Raw genomic sequence first — 18,811 nt, 5'->3', positions numbered from 1 at the left:
GGGCCGCTCGATAGACTCGCGACACCATGCCGACCCCCGCCAGCTCCTTCCCGCACCCGATCGCCTTCATCGGCGGCGGCAACATGGCCACGGCCATCCTCGGTGGGCTCTTGCGCCAAGGCCTGCCCACGTCGCAGGTCGAGGTGGTCGAGCCGTGGGCGCCCGCGCGCGAGAAGCTGGCGGCGGACCACGGCGTGGTCGCGCAGCCGGCCGCCGGCGAGGCGCTGCGCCGGGCCGGCCTGGTGGTGTGGGCGGTCAAGCCGCAGACCTTCAGGGAAGCGGCACTTGCGGCGGCGCCATTCACCGCCGGCGCGTTGCACCTGAGCGTGGCCGCCGGCATCCGCTCCGACAGCATCGCGCGCTGGACCGGCGCGCAGCGCATCGTGCGCAGCATGCCCAACACGCCGGCGCTGGTCGGGCGCGGCATGACGGCACTGTTCGCACGCGCCGGGGTGTCGCCGGGCGATCGAGCGCTGGTCGAGCAGGTGCTGGCGCCGACCGGCGCCACGCTCTGGGTCGAGCAGGAGCAGCAACTCGACGCCGTGACGGCACTTTCCGGCTCCGGACCGGCGTATGTCTTCTATTTCATCGAGGCGATGGCGCAGGCCGGCGTCGAGATGGGATTGCCGCAGGACAAGGCGCTGCAACTGGCCATCGGCACGTTCACGGGCGCCTCGGAGCTGGCCCGCACGGCGGGTGAACCGCCGCAGGTGCTGCGCGAACGCGTCACGTCCAAGGGTGGAACGACCTACGCCGCACTCACCTCGATGCGCGAGGCGGGCGTGGCTGATGCCTTCGTGCAGGCGATGCACGCGGCCTGCAAGCGCGCCGCCGAACTGGGCGACGAGTTCGGGGCCGGCTAGGTCAGCGCGTAGCCGGCCACGATGCCGGCGAACACCGCGAACCCGACCCAGTGGTTCAGGCGAAAGGCACGGAAGCAGCCTTCGCGCGAACGATCGCGGATCAGCATCCAGTGCCACAGCGCCTGCGCACCCGCGGCCGCGATGCCCAGGTAGAACGGCCAGCCAAGGTCTTCCGCCACGAGGGCAGCCACCCAGATCGCGAGGAACGCCGCGTAGCAGGCCATCACGACCGGCACGTCGGCGCGGCCCAGCGTGATGGCCGAGGTCTTGATGCCGATGCGCAGGTCGTCGTCGCGGTCGACCATCGCGTACTCGGTGTCGTAGGCGAGCACCCAGAACAGGTTGCCCAGCAGCAGCACCCAGGCGAGCAGCGGCACGCGCGACTGCACGGCGGCGAACGCCATCGGGATGCCGAAGCTGAAGGCCACGCCCAGCACGGCCTGCGGCATCGACACGACGCGCTTGGCGTAGGGGTACAGCAGCGCGATGGCCAGCGCGGCGAAGGACCAGGAGATGGCCGCCGCGTTGGTGGTGAGCACCAGCCCGAAGGCTGCCAGCGCGAGCACCGCGCCGAGCACCAGCGCCTCGCGCACCGACACCTTGCCGGCCGTGACCGGCCGCTGCGCCGTGCGCTTGACGTGCTTGTCGAAATCCTTGTCGGCCACGTCGTTCACGCAGCACCCGGCGCTGCGCATCAGCACCGTGCCCAGCGTGAACACCGCGACCAGGTGCCAGCCGGGGAACCCGTGCGCCGCCACCCACAACGCACCGAGCGTCGGCCACAGCAGCAGCAGCCAGCCCGCGGGGCGGTCCCAGCGGATCAGGTCGAGCCAGAGCGCCAGCCGCGCGGGCACGTCAGGAGAACCCGAGCTGGCGAAGGTCGAGCTGGCCGCCACGCATCGGCGGGCACCAGAAGTACGCGCCGGTGACCGGCCGCGACAGCTTGAACACGCCGTCGACGATGCCGTCGTCCAGCCCCGCCATCCGGCGCATCTGCGCCTCGAAGGCATCGAACGACTTGCCGAAGGCGACGAACATCAGCCCGGCCTGCGTGCTGGCCAGCCAGGGCATCGAGCGCCGCAGCACGAAGGCCTCCGGGTCGAAGCTTTCCTGCGCCGTGCGCTTGACGTGCGCGAATTCCGGCGCGTCGTCGATCTCCTCGTTGTCCGACATGCGCCGGCCGATGCAGTGGTTCTGGTCGTCCTCGGGCATGCGGTCGAAGGCATCGAGGTCGTGCACCCACTGCTGCACGGCGACGTAGCTGGCGCCATCGAGGCCCTCGCCCTGGCCATGCGCGAACGCGGCCTCCAGCGCCTCGTCGCCCTTCGGGTTCTCGGTGCCGTCCTCGAAGCCGGTGAGGTCGCGCCCAAAGCCGGTGCTGTCGTCGTGGCGATGGCGGAATGCATCGACCACGTGCCGCAGCACGAACGCGGGCGCCAGCGCCTTCTGCAATCCGCGCGTGACGTGCAGCAGGTCGCCCAGGTCGTCGCCGCGCACCCAGCACCACAGCTGGCCGGGCGTGGCAGGCACCTTCACCTTGCCGGAGAAATCGGGCATGTCGTGCAGGCCCGGCACCTGGCCACCCAGGGCGCGGACCAGCGCCGGCGCGATGCCGATCACCACGTCGCGGCCGTTCACCAGCGGCGAAGCGCGCGTGAGCGCTTCCTTCAGGGCCTGCGCCGGCTGCTGGTCGCCCGCGATCGTGAACTGCACGTAGCGCGCCACGCGGGGCACGCCTTCCAGGATGCCGGGCTGGTAGAGGCTGGTGTTGTCGGGCATGGAATGGATCGTTGTTGGTGGTGGGATGCGAGCCGGGCAGGACGCCTCAGGACAGGCGCTTCACGCCGGGCAGTTCGCAGGCATAGACGGCATTGCGCAGGGCGGCGATCGCCTCGTAGCGCGTGAAGCTGCGGCGCCAGGCCAGCACGACGCGGCGCGAGGGCGGCTCGCCCTCAAACGGGATGTAGCGCACGTACCCCGCATCGTCCTTGCGCCGGCGCGGCTTGGCGTCGAGCGCTTCGCGAGGGACGGACAGGCGCGGCACCAGCGTGACGCCCATGCCGGCCGCCACCATGTGCTTGATGGTCTCCAGTGACGAGCCCTCGAAGCTCTTGCGGATGCCCTCGGCGTCGCTCGAAAAGCGCGCGAATTCGGGGCACACCTCCAGCACGTGGTCGCGGAAGCAATGCCCGTTGCCCAGCAACAGCATGGTCTCGCTCTTGAGCTCCTGCGCGGTGATCGTCTTGCGGTCGGCGAACGGGTGCGTGGCGGGCACGACCGCCATGAAGGGTTCGTCGTACAGCGGTGCGATCGCGAGGCCGGTGTCGGGAAACGGCTCGGCCATGATGGCGCAGTCGATCTCGCCGGTGCGCAGCATCTCCAGCAGCTTGACGGTGAAGTTCTCCTGCAGCATCAGCGGCATCTGCGGCGTGCGGTCGATGGCCTGGCGCACCAGGTCGGGCAGCAGGTAGGGGCCGATCGTGTAGATCACGCCGAGCTTCAGCGGACCGGCCAGCGGGTCCTTGCCGCGCTTGGCGATCTCCTTGATCGCCGCCGCCTGCTCCAGCACGCTCTGCGCCTGGCGCACGATCTCCTCGCCCAGCGGGGTCACGCTCACCTCGTTGGCGCTGCGCTCGAACAGCTTGACCTCGAGCTCATCCTCGAGCTTCTTGATCGCGACCGACAGCGTGGGCTGCGAGACGAAGCAGCCTTCGGCGGCCTTGCCGAAATGCTTCTCCCTGGCGACGGCGACGATGTATTTCAGCTCGGTGAGGGTCACGGGGAACGGTGCGTGGCCACACTGCCCTTGGCAGTGCGGCCAGTCCTAGGCTTTGAGGTATTCGGATTTTCCACCCAACCACCGCGCCGTGTGGCGCTGCGCCCATTCGGGGTGGCGATCCAGCAGGACCGGTGCGAGGTCGCGCGCGGCCTGCAGCAGCTGCGTGTCGGTGGCCAGGTCCGCGAAGCGAAGCAGCGGCGCGCCGGACTGGCGCGCGCCCAGGAACTCGCCGGGCCCGCGGATCTCCAGGTCACGGCGCGCAATTTCGAATCCATCGGCTGTCTCGGCCATCGCCTTCAGCCGCGCACGCGCCGCTTCGCCCAGGCGACCGTTCTCGCCCGCGGCGTACAGCAGGACGCACGCTGACGCCGCAGCCCCGCGGCCGACGCGACCGCGCAACTGGTGCAGCTGCGAGAGGCCGAACCGCTCCGCGTGCTCGATCACCATCAGCGACGCGTTCGGCACGTCGACCCCGACCTCGATCACGGTGGTGGACACCAGCACGCCCATCTGCCCGCCCTCGAACAGCGACATCACGGCCTTCTTCTCGGCCGGCGGCATGCGCGAGTGCAGCAGGCCGACCAGCACGCCCGGCAGCGCCGTGGACAGCGCCTCGTGCGTCGCCGTGGCGTTGGTGAGGTCCAGCGCCTCGCTCTCCTCGATCAGCGGACAGACCCAGTACACCTGCCGACCCTGCGCCAGCTGCGCGCGGATGCGCTCGATCACCTCGTCGCGCCGGCTGTCGGCCACCAGCTTGGTGACGATGGGCGTGCGGCCCGGCGGCAATTCGTCGATGGTCGAGACGTCGAGGTCCGCGTAGTAGCTCATGGCCAAGGTGCGCGGGATCGGCGTGGCCGACATCATGAGCAGGTGCGGTTCGCGTTCGACGCCTGCTTCGGCGGACTCGGCGCCCATCTTGCTGCGCAGGGCCAGCCGCTGTGCGACCCCGAAGCGGTGCTGCTCGTCGATGATGGCCAGCGCGAGGCGCCGGAACTGCACCTGGTCCTGGATCACCGCGTGCGTGCCGACCACCAGCGCGGCCTCGCCGCTGGCGATGCGCTGCAGCATCGCGTCGCGCTCTTTCTTCTTCTGGCTGCCGGTGAGCCACGCGACGCCCAATCCGTGCGGCGCCAGCAGCGGCTCGAGCCAGCCGACCAGCTTGCGGAAATGCTGCTCGGCGAGGATCTCGGTGGGCGCCATCAAGGCGCATTGCCAGCCGGCATCGATGGCGATGGTGGCGGCCAGCGCGGCGACCACCGTCTTGCCGGAGCCGACGTCGCCTTGCAGCAGCCGGTGCATGGGCACGGCCAGCGCGAGGTCGCGCGCGATCTCCTCGCCCACGCGGCGCTGCGCGGCCGTAAGCGCAAAGGGGAGCGCCTGCAGCAACTGCTCGTGCAGGCCCTGCGGCCGTGCCGGGAGCGCCGGGGCGCGCAGGCGATCGCGTTCACGCTTGCTCTGCAGTTGCGACAGCTGCTGCGCGAGCAGTTCCTCGGCCTTCAGCCGCTGCCACGCGGGATGGCTGCGATCTTCCAGCGCGGCCATGGACGTGTCGGGACCCGGGTGATGCAGGAATTGCAAGGCCTCGCGCAAGCTCCACTCGGACCGGAGTCCGAGACGCGCCGCGAATTCCGGCGGCACGGTCTCGCGCAGGTCGGCGCGCGAAAGACCTGCCTGCACGGCCTTGCGCAGATAGGCCTGCGGGAGCGCGGCCACCGTGGAATACACCGGTGTCAGCGCGGTCGGCAGGTCGCCGCCGGCGGCCCGCGTCGTGGGATGCACCATCTGCCAGCCGACGAGGCCGCCCTTCAATTCACCTCGCGCGAGGATGCGGTTGCCGACCGCCAACGCCTTCTGCTGTGACGGATAGAAGCTGAAGAAGCGCAGCACGCAGGTGTCGGTGCCGTCGTCGATGGTCACCACCAGCTGCCGGCGCGGACGGAACGCCACGTGGTTGTCCGTGATCGTGCCTTCGATCTGCACGGACTCGCCGCCATGCGCGTCGCGCAGCTTCGTGATCCGGGTCTCGTCCTCGTAGCGGATCGGCAGGTGCAGCGCCAGGTCGATGTCGCGCGCGAGCCCGAGCTTGCGCAGCGCCTTCTGCGGCTCCGAGAGGGCTTTGGCGGGCGCGGGCGAAGCCTGGGCGGCGGGCATGGGACAATTCTGCCCTCCACTTGGCACGGACCCGTCCGGTCCTCAAGCAGCATGCGCACCTTCTCCGTGGGCGATTTCGACTTCGCCCTGCCTCCCGACCTGATCGCCCAGCATCCCGCCGCCGAACGCAGCGCCTCGCGCCTGCTCGATGGCCGCACCGATCCTCCCGTCGAGCGCGTGTTTCGCGACCTGCCCTCGCTGCTGCGGGCCGGCGACCTGCTGGTGTTCAACGACACGCAGGTGGTCAAGGCACGCCTGTTCGGCGAGAAGCCGTCGGGCGGCAAGGTCGAACTGCTGGTCGAGCGCGTGCTGGCCGGCGGCGAAGTCGTGGCACACATGAAGGTCAGCAAGAAGCCCCCGCCAGGCACCACGTTGGCCATGCAGGGCGGCTTCACGGCCACGCTCCTCGGGCGCTGGCCCGACGAGGACGGTGCACTGTTCCGGTTCGCCTTCTCCGACGACGCGTTCGCCCTGATGGACCGCCACGGCCACGTGCCGCTGCCGCCGTACATCGAACATGCGGACACGGCCGACGACGTGCGCCGCTACCAGACCGTGTTCGCGAAGAACCCGGGCGCGGTCGCCGCGCCGACCGCCGCGCTGCATTTCGATGAAGGCGTGCTGGCCGACCTGGCCTCGCGCGGCATCGACCGCGCCAGCCTCACGCTGCACGTGGGCGCCGGCACGTTCCAGCCGGTGAAGACCGACACCATCGCCGAGCACCGCATGCACAGCGAGTGGTACGACGTGCCCGCGGCCACGCAGGAGGCGATCGCGCGCACGCGCGCCCAGGGCGGGCGCATCGTCGCCGTGGGCACCACCACGATCCGCACCCTGGAATCGTGGGCCGCCACCGGCCAGGCACGCGGCGACACCAGCATCTTCATCACGCCCGGCTTCCGCTTCCGGGTGGCCGACCTGCTGGTGACCAACTTCCACCTGCCGAAGTCGACGCTGATGATGCTGGTCAGCGCCTTTGCGGGTCACGACCACGTGATGGCTCTCTACCGCCATGCCGTCGCGCAGCGCTACCGCTTCTTCTCCTACGGCGATTCGATGCTGCTCGAACGCACCCCCACCTGACATGCTGACCTTCGACATCCTGGCCACCGAAGGCCTCGCGCGCCGCGGGCGCCTGACCCTCAACCACGGCGTGGTGCAGACGCCGATCTTCATGCCCGTGGGCACCTACGGCACCGTCAAGGGCGTGACGCCGCGGTCGCTGGAGGAGATGAACGCGCAGATCATCCTGGGCAACACCTTCCACCTGTGGATGCGCCCCGGCCTGGACGTGATCGCACAGTTCAAGGGCCTGCACCGGTTCGAGCAGTGGAACCGGCCCATCCTCACCGACTCGGGCGGCTTCCAGGTGTGGAGCCTGGGCGAGATGCGCAAGATCAGCGAGGAGGGCGTCAAGTTCGCATCGCCGGTCAACGGCGACAAGCTGTTCCTCACGCCCGAGGTGTCGATGGAGATCCAGACGCTCCTGAACAGCGACATCGTGATGCAGTTCGACGAGTGCACGCCGTACGAGACCAAGGGCCACATCACGACGGAGGCCGAGGCGCGCTTCTCGATGGAGCTGAGCCTGCGCTGGGCGAAGCGCTGCCAGCATGAATTCGCGCGGCTGCAGAACCCGAACGCGCTGTTCGGCATCGTGCAGGGCGGCATGTTCGAGCACCTGCGCGAGGCGTCGCTCTCTGCGCTGGTCGACATGGACTTCCCCGGCTATGCCGTCGGCGGCGTCAGCGTCGGCGAGCCCAAGGAAGACATGCTGCGCATCATGGCGCACACGCCGCACCGCCTGCCGGCGCACAAGCCGCGCTACCTGATGGGCGTGGGCACGCCCGAAGACCTGGTGGACGGCGTGGCCCAGGGCGTGGACATGTTCGACTGCGTGATGCCCACGCGCAATGCGCGCAACGGCCACCTGTTCACGCGGTTCGGCGACCTGAAGATCCGCAACGCCCGGCATCGCAACGACGAGCGGCCGCTCGACGAGACCTGCACCTGCTACGCATGCAAGGGGCACACGGCGGCGGATGGCACCGTCACCGGCGGCTTCTCGCGCGCCTACCTGCACCACCTCGAGCGTTGCGGCGAGATGCTGGCGCCGATGCTGGCGAGCATCCACAACCTCCACTACTACCTGCAGCTGATGCAGGAAGTGCGCGATGCGCTGGACGCGGGGCGTTTCGCCGCATTCGCGCAGCAGTTCCGGCAGGACCGCGGGCGCGGCGTTTGAGGCCTGAACCAGGCGCGGTCAGCGGGGCTCAGTGTCCCGGACTCACCGCGCCTTCGAGGAACACCGTGAGCACGCCGGTGTAGCCATACAGGTGGTGGCGCGCGATCTCGCCGCCGGCGAAGAAGCCCACCAGCGGCACGTCGCCCAGCGCGTGGCGCACGATCTGCAGTTCCGCGCTGGGACCGCCGAAATGCGGACCGCCACGGCCGGCGCAGCTGACGTACACCGCGCCCGCGATGCGCCTGGCCGCATGCGGTCCCGACTGCGCATCGCGGCCGGACAGGGCGGCCGCCACCGACATCGGCAGCTCCTGCGGCTCCAGCTCCTCGCGGATCTCGGCGCAGATGCGCACCAGGTCCGCGCGCGCGGCGGTCGCGTTGCGGCTGCAGAACGCCATGCGCATGCCCGGCGCCACCTGGCTCGCCACCGCGACACCGCGCCGCCCCGGGTCGAGGCCGATGATGTGGCGCACCACCACGTCGGCGCCGAACGTGCCGGGTCGTCCCATGACGTCGCTGCCCGGCTCGGTGAGTCCGACCAGGGTGCCGCGCAGCCGCCGCATCGCCACCTGCGGCTCGTCCAGCGAGATGCGCGCTTCGGCCAGCAGCAGGTCCATCGCGGGCTGGCCATCGAGTTCGAGCAGCACGTTGCCCTCGGCGGCGGTCACCTCGCGCTCGCGCCCGAGCGGCTGGCAGCCCTGCGTGACGCGCGAGACCAGGGCCACGTCCTCGCCGAACGCCACGCCGGAGAGGCCGCCACGGAAGACGCCGCCAGCCTTGCCTTGTCCCTTGATGTTGCCGTTGCCGCCGATCGCGAACTGCACCGCGGCGCCGCGGCTGGAGGCCAGCCCGCCGAACAGGTAGCCGGTGGTGGTGCGGCCCGCCATCTCGGCGATCAGCTCGGCGACGTCCGGCGTCGAGGCGTCGGCATGCACCAGCGCCGTGTGCGCCTCGAACCCCATCGCATCGCCCACGCCCAGCGGCGCAACGCCCGAGAACACGCGGTAGTGGTGCGAAGGGATCGCACACAGCATGACGGCCAGCGCGGGCTCGTCGAAGTATTCGACGTTGTTCGAGGCGATGCCCACGCCCACCGTGCCCGACCAGTCGGTGATCTCGGGCAGCTCCGCGCCCAGGTGGTCCAGGATGTCCTGCGCGTGCGCGGCGTAGTGGTCGCTGATGTACAGCATCCCCAGCGTGGGCGCGCTGGCGTAGTCGGGCAGGGCCATCTGCGCCCGCAGCTGCGCGAGCACCAGGCCGGCGGCCATCGGCCACTGCGGATGCGTGGCATGGCCGAAGGGGAACAGCTTCATCGCACGCTCCGCCGCGTCAGCGCGCCGTGGTCTTGCGGCCTGCCTTGCGCGCCGGGGACTTGGCTGCAGCCTTGCGCGCCGGCTTGGCGCCGGACCCGGGCGTGGCCGACTGCATGGTGCTCGCCGATGACGGCTGCGGCGCGCTCGCATCGACAACCGCGGTGCGCGCCGCGTCCTTCATCGCGTCGGTTGCGATCTGCTGGAACTGCTGGGTGAGCGCGCTCCACCATTGCAGCGGATCGACCACGCCATTGCGCGGCGCCGCAGGCGCATCGACCTTGCGTTTGCTCGCGCCAGGTTGCGCACGGTCCTTGTCGTCGGAGGCGCCCTTCGCCGCTTCCGCTTCGGTCGGCTTGAGCTTCAGGGCTTCGGCCATCTCGGCCATGCTGACGTTCATCCCCTTGAGCGTGGCCAGCGTCATCTTCTGGACTTCCAGCGCCTGGATGGTTGCCGCCAGCGCCTTGGAGTTCTGCTCCAGCCAGAAATGCACTGCGCGCAATTCGCCCACGCGCTTCTCGAGTTCTTCCACGCTGAGCGTGGGCGCCACCCAGTTCGCCAGGTTGGGCATCTGCGGCATCGCCTGCGACGCCCCCTTGGCCACGTTCTGCAGGAAGTCGAAGCCGGGGACGAACTTGCCGAAACCGTAGCTGGGATTGTTGTCGCTCATCGCTGCTCTCCACTGTGGCCGGGACGGTGGATCCAGCTTAGCAGGCCCCAGGCGACCGCGGGGCCGCTCCGGGGACCGCCGCGCCTACGGCTTGTGCATGCCGTGGGTGGTGGCTGCGCCGACCTCGGCAGGCGCGGTCACCGAGACCGGGACCTGCAGCACGAGCGGACGCTCCTCGCCGCGGGCCGTGCGAAACGTGAGCGTCAGTGCGATCGCCGTGCCGGCCTGCAGCGGCGCCTTCAGGTCCTGCAGCATGAGGTGGTAGCCGCCCGGCTTGAGCTGCACCGGTTTCGTCGGCACGAGCTGCAGCGCGGGCACCGCGCGCATGCGCATCACGTCGCCCTCCATCTTCATCTCGTGCAGCTCTGCCACGCCCGCCGCCGGCGTGGCGATGCGCACCAGCGTGACCGGCTCGCTGGCCGTCAGCGTCATGAACGCACCGCTGGAGGTCTGCCCCTTCACGGTGGCACGCGCCCAGGCGCCCTGGACGGTGACGGGAGCGGCAGCCTGGGCCAGCGCTGCCTGCGCGGCGACGACGACGAGGGTGGGCAGCAATGTGCGGATGAACAAGGTCATGGGTGTTCCTTCAATGATGGTGGTGATCGTTGCCAGCTGCCGGCAGCACCTCGAGCAGCGGCGCGGGGTTCTTCACGCCATGCGGCGATTGCCCCGGCTTGGGCACCTCGATCCAGTCGGCGCGGCCGCTGTCGCACGCCTGGCTCACCGGCCAGGCAAGGGCGCCCGCTTGCGCGGGCAGCGCCGCCATCAGCACGAACTCGTCGTACTGGTCGCTCGGCAGGGCGTCGGCCGGGGTCCTGGCGGTCCACGTGATGCGGGCCACGCGCTCGCTGATGGTGCGGCCCTGCCGTTCCACCGGTTCGGCCAGCTTCTCGCGCTGGATCTCGAGCGACCACCCGGCCTTGGGCATGGGCCGCGCGTCGAGCACGCCGGAAGGCACCGTGACGGCGATCTGCCGCGTGGCCGACGCACTGCAGCCATGGCCGACCTGGAACGTCGCCCTGTACATGGCACCGGCCTGAGCCGACGGGGTCTCGAGCCCGATGTGTGCCGAGGCACCGGCCGCCACGAGGGCGGTGGAAAGGAGGAGGAGGTTGCTTTGCATGGTCAGAGATCCGCGCGCAGCTCGGCGAAGAAAGTGCGCTGCGGGTACGGATGGAAATTCCAGTAGGTGCGGTTGTTCACGTTGTCGATGCCGAACGCCGCGCTGAAGGTGCGGTCGATCAGCACTCGCGCGCGCAGGTCGACCACGAACAGCGGGCTCACGCCCATGTAGGCGTTGCCATTCACGTCGCTGTTGTCCAGCGTGCGGAACTGGCGGCCGCTGTAGCGCGCGCCGACCGAGGTGGTCCAGCGCGGCGTCCAGCGGTAGCTGGCCAGCGTCGCGGCGCGCCAGCGCGGGACGTTGGGCTGCCGCTTGCCGAGCGTGTCGCCCGGCGTGGAAACGAAGCCTGCGTTGTCCTTGATCACGGAGTCGGCCCAGGTCACGCTGGCATTGAGGTCCAGCGCCGGCCGCCAGACGCCGGTGCCCGTCCACGCCGCCTCGACGCCGCGCGTGGCGATGCGGCCGACGTTCTGCACCCGGCTGACGTTGCGGTTCGCCACGGCATCGAAGGTGGCCTGCGTGTACAGCGCGTCGTGCGTGTCCTCGCCGAACGCCGTGAGGCGCAGCAGGTTGGCGCCGATGTCCTTCTCCGCGCTGAGCTCGCCGGTCCACGAGCGCTCGGGGCGCAGGCTCGGGTCGTTGATGAACAGCGCGTTGGTGGTCGAGGTCGCGCCATAGAGTTCCGCCACCGTCGGAAAGCGGACCGCGCGGCCGGCGGACGCCTTCAGCACCAGGTCGGGCCACAGCTGCCACGACACGGCAGCCTTCGGCGAGACATGGGTCTCGCTGCGGCCTGGCCACTGGACGTCGACCGCAGGCGAGACCGCCGCAATCGCAGTGAATCCGGACAAGGCCGACCAGCGCTCCACGCGCGCGCCCAGCACGGTCTTCCAGTCCGCGGCGAACTTCCAGGCGTCCTGGGCCCAGACGCTGCGCAGGCGCGTGCTGCCGCCGACGTCGCTGGCCAGAGCGCCGGGCGCGTCGGTGCGCCAGTTGCCCGCGATCGACGACGTGCGATAGGCGAGCGTGAACCGGTCCTGCTGCACGCCGGCATCCATGACATGCGGGCCCTTGAGCCCGGCGGGACGCCACGTTCCCCTCAGGGCGAGCGTCGTCCATCCCGTGCCGCTGCCGTCGGCAATCGTGCCAGGTCCGCCGTCGAGCGCGGCCGGCACGGGATTGGCCGCGCCGTTCTGCCGCTTCAGGTCGCTGCGATAGTCGTACTGGCTCGCGGAGGCGTCCCAGTCGAACACGCCGAGCGTGCGGCTCTTGGCGGACAGGCCGTGCATCACATGCGTGAGGCTCTCGTCGGTGGCGAACAGGTCGGCACCAGTCAGCGGCGCGAAGCCCGCGCCGTCGATGCGGATCGGCCCGGAGGTCACCGCACTACCGGCGGCGTCATGCAGATAGGAGGTGGAGCGCCCCTGCGACCGGTTCTGCCACCAGCCGAGCGTGTAGGCCACGCGCACGCTGGCCGGCAGGTCATAGGCGAGCTTGACCTTCAGGTGGTCCTGCGCCGACGTGTACTGCGTCGACGCGCCGAGCACGTACCACGGCTGGTTCGCGCTGTTGGGCGCCAGGACCGCGCCCGCGACCGGAACACCGGCCGCGCCCGGGCTGCCACTCGTGGCCAGCCGCGTCGCGAACGTGAGCGGCTGGCCTTCGTTGTCGCTGTGGTTGGCGGCGAGCCACCAGCTGAAGTCGCCGGCCCGGCTGCCCAGCGAGACGCTGCTCTGCGAGGTGCGGAACGTGGTGTCGGTGCCGTACATCGAGAACGGCTGCACGGTCGTGCCGACGCGGGCATGGGCCTCGAACTGCTTCGGCATGCGGGTGACGTACTCCACGACCGCCCCGACCGAGTTGCCGGAATAGGCGGCCGAGAACGGGCCGTACATCACGTCGACGCGCTCGATCTCCTCGGGCGCCACCAGCCCCCAGCGCGGCGGGAAACCCAGCCCGCCGACGCCGTTGCCCAGCAGGTTGGACAGCAGGATCCCGTCGGCGTAGACCAGCGACCGGGCGCTGTTGCCCGTGCCCGAGGCGCGGCTGGACAGGATGGCGTGGTTGTAGTCGCCGGGATAGCGCTTGCGCACCAGCAGGCTGGGAAAGTACTTGAGCGCGTCCTCGCTGTCGGTGGCGTTGACCCAGGCGTCCAGCTGCTGCCGGTCGATGCCTTCCATGGTGGTGGGCACCTGGGTCGGCAACGACGTGGGCTGGCTGCCCGTGATGGTGACCACGCCCAGCGACTTGACGGGCGAGTCCTGCGCCCAGGCGGGCGCGGCGAGGACGGGAACGGCGAGAGCGAACGCGAAGGGCCGGCGTGTCTGCACGCGGATCTCCTGCAAGGTCACGAGCCACGCGCGGCGCTTGCCGGCATGGAACGGGCGGGAGTCAGGCTTTCTGCGGAGGCCCGCGCGCCGGCAGGGCGGCCGCGAGGCGGGCCGCATGCCGGGCCGCGGGCACGGACTGCATCACATGGCCCAGCGGCTGCAGGAAGGCCGCGGCCTCGATCACGGGCGGCGGCGGTGCCACGGCCGCGCACAGCGGGCAGTCGAAGGTGTGGGTCGAGGGCGGCTGGCCGTCGTCGCCGGCCGGCATCACCAGCTGCATGGCGCCGGCGCCCGAACAGACCAGTTGCGCGCCCTGCGGCTTGACCACAGGGGAGGCCACGGCCACGCCGAGCGCCAGCGCGAACCAGGCCAGCACCAGGCGGGCAAGGAACGTGGCATGGCGCAGGCGCTGCATGCGGCGATTATGCGCGGCGAGCCCGAGCCGTGCCGGGCCTTCACGCGCCGTTGAACCTGGGCGCGCGACGCTCCCGCAGCGACGCGACGCCTTCGCGCACGTCGGGCCCGGCGAAGCCCATGAACTCGAGTGCGAGCGAGGTGTCGAACGCCGGCCCGGCCTGGCGCAGCCAGTTGTTCAGCGCGTACTTGGTCCAGCGGATCGCGCCCTGGCTGCCCTGCGCCAGCCGGTCCGCGACCTCATAGGCCTTGGCCAGCAGCTGCTCCGAGTCGACCGCCAGAGCGACCAGGCCGATGCGTTCGGCCTCCTCGCCAGTGACCGGCTCGCACAGCAGCAGGTGGTACTTGGCCTTGGCCATGCCGCACAGCAGCGGCCACACGATCGCGGCATGGTCGCCTGCCGCGACGCCCAGCCGCGTGTGGCCGTCCACGATGCGCGCGGTCTTCGCCGCGATCGGAATGTCTGCCAGCAGGCCCGCGACCAGGCCCGCGCCGACGGCCGGGCCATGCAGGGCACTGACGATCGGCTTGTCGCAATTGATCACGTTGTAGACCAGGTCGCGCGCCTCCTTCCACACGCGGCTGCGGACCTCGAAATCATTCGCCATGTCCTCCACCAGCGACAGGTCGCCACCGCCCGAGAAGCCCTGGCCCTCCCCGCGCAGCACGGCACAGCGCACGCTGTCGTCGGCCCCCACGTCGCGCCAGATGTCGGCCAGTTCGCGATGGCCGTCGTGGCCCGCCGTCGGCAGCTTGCCGTTGGCCGCGCGCATCTGGATGTCGAGCACGCTGTCGTCGGGGCCGCGCCGGGTGATGGCGAGGGTCTGGTATCGCGCGTAGTCCATGCTGTCTCCTTCGGTCGCGTGATTTTCCGTGCAAGCCCGGACCACCGTAGGGACTCTCCTACAGTCGCAAACGGTTCAAGGCGGCTGCGGATGAGCAGCCCGGCATGCTACGGTCACGCCCCATGAATTTCGTCGACATCCTGAGTCCGGCGTGCGCGCTGTTCCTGGACTTCGACGGCACGCTGGTGGACATCGCACCGGAACCCGGTGCCGTGGTGGTCCCCTGCAGCCTCGTGCCCACGCTCTCCGCCCTGCAGAACTACCTGGGTGGCGCAGTGGCGGTGGTGAGCGGGCGTCCCATCCGCGAGATCGACCAGTACCTCGATCCGCTGCGCCTGCCAGTGGCCGGCGTGCATGGCGCCGAGCGCCGCAGTGCCGGCGGCGACGTCGACCGGCTGGCGCCGTTCCCGCTGCAGGAAGTCGAGCGCGCCGCGCAGGATCTGGCGCGGGAGCACCCGGCCTTGCTCATCGAGCACAAGGAAACCTCGCTCGCGCTGCACTACCGGCAGGCGCCGCACCTCGAGCAGCTGTGCCTGGACGTGATGCAGGCCGCCGTGGCGCGCTCGCCGGGGCTGACGTTCCTGCGCGGCAAGATGGTCGTGGAAGCCAAGCCGGGCGGTGCCACCAAGGGCAGCGCGATCGAGGCGTTCCTGCGCGAAGCCCCCTTCACCGGCCGCACGCCGGTGTTCGTGGGCGACGACGTCACCGACGAAGTCGGATTTACCACCGTGCAGCGGCTGGGAGGCCTGGGCGTGAAGGTCGGCGAGGGACCGACCGTCGCCTGGCAACGGCTGCCGCATCCCGGCGCCTTGCGCCAAGAATTCGAACATGCGGTCGCCGTCAAGGTGGCCGCCAGGGCACCTGCATGAAGGCCAACACCTCGGTCCAGAACCTCAACCTCGGCGTCATCGGCAACTGCGCGTACACCGCGCTCGTGGACGAGCGCGGCAGCATCGTGTGGTGCTGCCTGCCTCGTTTCGACGGCGACCCGGTCTTCAACGGCCTGCTCGACCCGAGCGAGAACGCGGCGCTGTGGGCGTTCGAGCTGGAGGACTTCGCGCGCAGCGAGCACCAGTACGAACCCAACACCGCAATCCTGAAGACGCGCCTGTACGACCGCCAAGGGCAGGGCATCGAGATCACCGATTTCGCGCCGCGCTTCTGGAACCGCGGCCGCACGTTCCGGCCGCTGACGCTGGTGCGGCGCGTGAGGGTGCTGGGCGGCACGCCGCGCATGCGCGTCGTGCTGCGCCCGCGCTACGACTACGGCCGGGTGCAGCCGCAGGTGACGCGCGGCAGCACGCACATCCGTTTCGTCGGCCCGGCGCAGACGCTGCGCGTGAACACCGACGCGCCGATCGACTACATCCTGTCCGAGACCTTCTTCGTCGTCGACCGGCCGCTCAACTTCATCATGGGCCCGGACGAGACGCTCACCGGCGGCATCGAGGACACCGCGCGCGCCTTCGAGCAGGACACCGCCGCCTACTGGCGTGCGTGGTCGCGCGCGCTGTCGGTGCCGCTGGAGTGGCAGGAAGCGGTGATCCGCGCGGCCATCACCCTGAAGATGTCGCTGTTTGAGGACACCGGCGCCATCGTCGCGGCGATGACGACCAGCATCCCCGAGGCGGCCAACAGCGGCCGCAACTGGGATTACCGCTACTGCTGGCTGCGCGATGCGTTCTTCGTGGTGCGCGCCCTCAACAGCATCTCCGAAGTCGCGACGATGGAGGAGTACCTGCGCTGGCTGAACAACGTGGTGGTGCGCTCGCGCGGCGGCCACATCCAGCCGCTGTTCGGCGTCGGCCAGGAAGAGCACCTGCCCGAGGCCATCCTGGAGCACCTGCCCGGCTACCGCGGCATGGGCCCGGTGCGCGTGGGCAACCAGGTCGCCGAGCACTTCCAGCACGACGTCTACGGCAACATCATCCTGGGCGCGGCGCAGGCCTTCCACGACCACCGCCTGCTCAAGCGCGCAGGCCGCACCGAATTCGCCGCCCTCGAGGCGGTGGGCGAGCACGCCTACCGCGTCTACACGGAACCGGACGCCGGCATGTGGGAGCTGCGCACCCGCGCCCGCATCCACACCTCGTCGGCGCTCATGAGCTGGGCGGCCTGCGACCGGCTGGCCAAGGTGGCCGTCACGCTGGGCCTGAAGGACCGCTCGAAGTACTGGGCCGAACGCGCCACCGAAATCCGCGAGCGCATCCTGAAGGAATCGTGGAGCGAGCAGCGCCAGGCGTTCGCCGAGAGCTTCGGCGGCCGCGACCTCGACGCCAGCGCGCTGCTGATGGCGGAGGTGAACTTCATCGATCCGAAGGACCCGCGCTTCGTCAAGACCGTCGACGCGCTTGAGAAGTCGCTGTGCAACGGCCCGTACATGCGGCGCTACGAAGCCGCCGACGACTTCGGCAAGCCCGAGGTGGCCTTCAACATCTGCACCTTCTGGCGCATCGACGCCCTGGCGCGCATCGGGCGCAAGGAGCAGGCGCGCGAGATCTTCGAGGTGATGCTCAAGTGCCGCAATCCGCTGGGCCTGCTGTCGGAGGACACGCACGAGACCACGGGCGAGATGTGGGGCAACTTCCCGCAGACCTATTCCATGGTCGGCCTGATCAACGCGGCGGTCCGGCTATCGGCGCCGTGGGACACGGTCATCTAGTGCGGCGATGGGTCGGCTCGTCGTCGTCTCGAACCGGATCGCCGACCCGCGCAAGACCGCGGCGGGCGGCCTGGCCGTCGCCCTGGGCGAGGTCCTGAACAACAGCGGCGGCCTCTGGTTCGGCTGGAGCGGCAAGCTGGTGGACGAGGCGCCGCCGGGCGGCGAGATGCCGGTGCACGTGCAGCAGGCCGGGCCCGTGAAGCTGGCCACCATCGACCTCACCAAGGAGGACTACCAGGCCTACTACGTCGGCTATGCCAACGGCGTCCTGTGGCCGGTGCTGCACTACCGGCTGGACCTGGCCGACTTCGACGCCGGCTACATCGAAGGCTACCGGCGCGTGAACCAGCTGTTCGCGCGCACGTTGCTGCCCATGCTGCAGCCCGACGACGTGATCTGGGTGCACGACTACCACCTGATCCCGCTGGCGGCGGAGCTGCGCGCGCTGGGCTGCCAGCAGCGCATCGGCTTCTTCCTGCACATCCCGCTGCCGCCGCCGCTGATCCTGGCCGCGATTCCCGGTCACGACTGGCTGATGAAGGGCCTGTGTTCGTACGACCTGGTGGGCTTCCAGAGCCATGCCGACCACGAGCACTTCTGCCACTACATCGAGTCGGAAGCCCATGCGCAGCACCTGGGCGACGACCGCTGGCGCGTGTTCAACCGCACGCTGCATGCCGGCGCGTTCCCGATCGGCATCGACGTGCAGGAGTTCCAGGCACTGGCCGAAGCGCCGGAAGGCCGCGAGATGTACGAGCGCATGCGGCGCGAATACTCGCGCCGCAAGCTGCTGGTGGGCGTGGACCGGCTCGACTACTCGAAGGGATTACCGCAACGCATGCGCGCCTTCCGCGAGCTGCTTGCCAGGTATCCGGAGACGCGCAACAGCGCGACGCTGATCCAGATCGCGTCCCCCAGCCGCGAGGACGTCAGCGCCTACACGGACATCCTGCACGAGCTGGAGAGCCTGTGCGGCTCCATCAACGGCAACTACGGCGAGCTGGACTGGATGCCCGTGCGCTACATGCACCGCACGGTGGCCCGCTCGCGCCTGCCGGGGCTGTACCGCGCCAGCCGCGTGGCGTTGGTCACGCCGTTGCGCGACGGCATGAACCTGGTGGCCAAGGAGTTCATCGCCGCACAGGACCCGGCCGACCCGGGCGTGCTGGTGCTGTCACGCTTCGCCGGCGCGGCCGAGCAGCTGAAGGAAGCGCTGCTGGTCAATCCCTACGACGCGGAGAGCACGGCGGCGGCCATCCACCTGGCGCTGCAGATGCCGCTGGAGGAGCGCCAGCAGCGGCACCAGGCCCTGCTGACGACGATCAAGAAGAGCGACGTGCACTGGTGGTGCGACTCGTTCCTGCACCAGCTGGCGCAGACCGAGGCGCAAGAGACGGGGACGCCCTGGCTGCGCCTGTAG

At 70.2% G+C, this 18,811-nt stretch carries 17 protein-coding genes; 6 read left to right on the top strand and 11 right to left on the bottom strand.

Going from position 1 to position 18,811, the window contains the following annotated elements; all coding sequences use genetic code 11:
- The first annotated feature begins 26 nt into the window (after positions 1-26).
- Positions 27-863, top strand: coding sequence for a pyrroline-5-carboxylate reductase (gene proC / locus ACPWT1_RS05170; protein ID WP_427914334.1), 837 nt, complete (start codon positions 27-29; stop codon positions 861-863).
- Here the strand turns inward: proC and ubiA are convergent.
- From ubiA to recG, 4 genes are read right to left on the bottom strand one after another with little or no spacing between them, the layout of a single operon-like run.
- A complete protein-coding gene (gene ubiA / locus ACPWT1_RS05165) occupies positions 860-1,759 on the bottom strand; it encodes a 4-hydroxybenzoate octaprenyltransferase (RefSeq protein ID WP_427914333.1) in 900 nt (299 codons plus the stop codon). The genes proC and ubiA overlap by 4 nt on opposite strands.
- On the bottom strand, positions 1,719-2,642 hold the full coding sequence (locus tag ACPWT1_RS05160; protein ID WP_427914332.1) for a Dyp-type peroxidase: 924 nt from the start codon (positions 2,640-2,642) through the stop codon (positions 1,719-1,721). The genes ubiA and ACPWT1_RS05160 overlap by 41 nt, the downstream gene beginning before the upstream one ends.
- A gap of 46 nt (positions 2,643-2,688) precedes the next feature.
- Entirely contained in the window at positions 2,689-3,642 is a 954-nt protein-coding gene (locus ACPWT1_RS05155) for a LysR substrate-binding domain-containing protein (protein ID WP_427914331.1), read from the bottom strand.
- A 45-nt stretch (positions 3,643-3,687) separates the two neighbouring features.
- Complete coding sequence (gene recG / locus ACPWT1_RS05150) at positions 3,688-5,793, bottom strand: ATP-dependent DNA helicase RecG (RefSeq protein ID WP_427914330.1); 2,106 nt, start codon at positions 5,791-5,793, stop codon at positions 3,688-3,690.
- Positions 5,794-5,844: 51 nt separating this feature from the next.
- On the opposite strand from recG, the gene queA reads away from it, so the two are divergent.
- Entirely contained in the window at positions 5,845-6,876 is a 1,032-nt protein-coding gene (gene queA / locus ACPWT1_RS05145) for a tRNA preQ1(34) S-adenosylmethionine ribosyltransferase-isomerase QueA (protein ID WP_427914329.1), read from the top strand.
- A gap of 1 nt (position 6,877) precedes the next feature.
- Positions 6,878-8,038 carry a tRNA guanosine(34) transglycosylase Tgt gene (gene tgt / locus ACPWT1_RS05140; protein WP_427914328.1) on the top strand — a complete coding sequence of 387 codons (1,161 nt, stop codon included), beginning with the start codon at positions 6,878-6,880 and terminating at the stop codon, positions 8,036-8,038.
- Between the two features lie 28 nt (positions 8,039-8,066).
- Here the strand turns inward: tgt and ACPWT1_RS05135 are convergent, their stop codons facing one another.
- The 7 genes from ACPWT1_RS05135 to ACPWT1_RS05105 all read right to left on the bottom strand — a co-directional run bounded on the left by ACPWT1_RS05135 (position 8,067) and on the right by ACPWT1_RS05105 (position 14,729).
- Positions 8,067-9,350: an FIST signal transduction protein gene (locus tag ACPWT1_RS05135; RefSeq protein WP_427914327.1), complete on the bottom strand. Its 1,284-nt coding sequence runs from the start codon at positions 9,348-9,350 to the stop codon at positions 8,067-8,069.
- A 16-nt stretch (positions 9,351-9,366) separates the two neighbouring features.
- Positions 9,367-10,017, bottom strand: coding sequence for a PhaM family polyhydroxyalkanoate granule multifunctional regulatory protein (locus ACPWT1_RS05130; RefSeq protein WP_427914326.1), 651 nt, complete (start codon positions 10,015-10,017; stop codon positions 9,367-9,369).
- Positions 10,018-10,101: 84 nt separating this feature from the next.
- Positions 10,102-10,593, bottom strand: a complete 492-nt coding sequence (locus ACPWT1_RS05125) for a copper chaperone PCu(A)C (protein ID WP_427914325.1) — start codon at positions 10,591-10,593, stop codon at positions 10,102-10,104.
- A gap of 10 nt (positions 10,594-10,603) precedes the next feature.
- Complete coding sequence (locus tag ACPWT1_RS05120; RefSeq protein WP_427914324.1) at positions 10,604-11,140, bottom strand: YcnI family protein; 537 nt, start codon at positions 11,138-11,140, stop codon at positions 10,604-10,606.
- A 2-nt stretch (positions 11,141-11,142) separates the two neighbouring features.
- A complete protein-coding gene (locus ACPWT1_RS05115; protein WP_427914323.1) occupies positions 11,143-13,470 on the bottom strand; it encodes a TonB-dependent receptor in 2,328 nt (775 codons plus the stop codon).
- A 61-nt stretch (positions 13,471-13,531) separates the two neighbouring features.
- A complete protein-coding gene (locus ACPWT1_RS05110; protein WP_427914322.1) occupies positions 13,532-13,885 on the bottom strand; it encodes a DUF2946 domain-containing protein in 354 nt (117 codons plus the stop codon).
- Between the two features lie 40 nt (positions 13,886-13,925).
- Positions 13,926-14,729, bottom strand: coding sequence for an enoyl-CoA hydratase/isomerase family protein (locus ACPWT1_RS05105; protein ID WP_427914321.1), 804 nt, complete (start codon positions 14,727-14,729; stop codon positions 13,926-13,928).
- Between the two features lie 122 nt (positions 14,730-14,851).
- Between ACPWT1_RS05105 and otsB the strand changes: the two genes are divergently transcribed.
- From otsB to otsA, 3 genes are read left to right on the top strand one after another with little or no spacing between them, the layout of a single operon-like run.
- Complete coding sequence (gene otsB / locus ACPWT1_RS05100; protein ID WP_427914320.1) at positions 14,852-15,598, top strand: trehalose-phosphatase; 747 nt, start codon at positions 14,852-14,854, stop codon at positions 15,596-15,598.
- On the top strand, positions 15,595-17,391 hold the full coding sequence (locus ACPWT1_RS05095; protein ID WP_427914319.1) for a glycoside hydrolase family 15 protein: 1,797 nt from the start codon (positions 15,595-15,597) through the stop codon (positions 17,389-17,391). Before otsB ends, ACPWT1_RS05095 begins: the two co-directional genes overlap by 4 nt.
- Positions 17,392-17,398: 7 nt before the next feature.
- The gene (gene otsA / locus ACPWT1_RS05090) at positions 17,399-18,811 is read left to right on the top strand and encodes an alpha,alpha-trehalose-phosphate synthase (UDP-forming) (protein WP_427914318.1); all 1,413 of its coding nucleotides are present in this window, start codon (positions 17,399-17,401) and stop codon (positions 18,809-18,811) included.

Source organism: Ramlibacter sp. MMS24-I3-19 (assembly GCF_050320135.1).
Lineage (GTDB): Bacteria > Pseudomonadota > Gammaproteobacteria > Burkholderiales > Burkholderiaceae_C > Ramlibacter.
This window is presented reverse-complemented; position numbering and strand designations above follow the sequence as displayed.

What these genes read in the sequence shown, in the direction of transcription:
- queA (WP_427914329.1), top strand. Translation starts at nt 5,845, where the DNA reads ATGCGCACCTTCTCCGTGGGCGATTTCGACTTCGCCCTGCCTCCCGAC.
- proC (WP_427914334.1), top strand. Translation starts at nt 27, where the DNA reads ATGCCGACCCCCGCCAGCTCCTTCCCGCACCCGATCGCCTTCATCGGC.
- ACPWT1_RS05160 (WP_427914332.1), bottom strand. Translation starts at nt 2,642, where the DNA reads ATGCCCGACAACACCAGCCTCTACCAGCCCGGCATCCTGGAAGGCGTG.
- ACPWT1_RS05135 (WP_427914327.1), bottom strand. Translation starts at nt 9,350, where the DNA reads ATGAAGCTGTTCCCCTTCGGCCATGCCACGCATCCGCAGTGGCCGATG.
- ACPWT1_RS05125 (WP_427914325.1), bottom strand. Translation starts at nt 10,593, where the DNA reads ATGACCTTGTTCATCCGCACATTGCTGCCCACCCTCGTCGTCGTCGCC.
- tgt (WP_427914328.1), top strand. Translation starts at nt 6,878, where the DNA reads ATGCTGACCTTCGACATCCTGGCCACCGAAGGCCTCGCGCGCCGCGGG.
- otsB (WP_427914320.1), top strand. Translation starts at nt 14,852, where the DNA reads ATGAATTTCGTCGACATCCTGAGTCCGGCGTGCGCGCTGTTCCTGGAC.
- ACPWT1_RS05120 (WP_427914324.1), bottom strand. Translation starts at nt 11,140, where the DNA reads ATGCAAAGCAACCTCCTCCTCCTTTCCACCGCCCTCGTGGCGGCCGGT.
- ACPWT1_RS05110 (WP_427914322.1), bottom strand. Translation starts at nt 13,885, where the DNA reads ATGCAGCGCCTGCGCCATGCCACGTTCCTTGCCCGCCTGGTGCTGGCC.
- ACPWT1_RS05105 (WP_427914321.1), bottom strand. Translation starts at nt 14,729, where the DNA reads ATGGACTACGCGCGATACCAGACCCTCGCCATCACCCGGCGCGGCCCC.
- ACPWT1_RS05095 (WP_427914319.1), top strand. Translation starts at nt 15,595, where the DNA reads ATGAAGGCCAACACCTCGGTCCAGAACCTCAACCTCGGCGTCATCGGC.
- ACPWT1_RS05130 (WP_427914326.1), bottom strand. Translation starts at nt 10,017, where the DNA reads ATGAGCGACAACAATCCCAGCTACGGTTTCGGCAAGTTCGTCCCCGGC.
- otsA (WP_427914318.1), top strand. Translation starts at nt 17,399, where the DNA reads ATGGGTCGGCTCGTCGTCGTCTCGAACCGGATCGCCGACCCGCGCAAG.
- recG (WP_427914330.1), bottom strand. Translation starts at nt 5,793, where the DNA reads ATGCCCGCCGCCCAGGCTTCGCCCGCGCCCGCCAAAGCCCTCTCGGAG.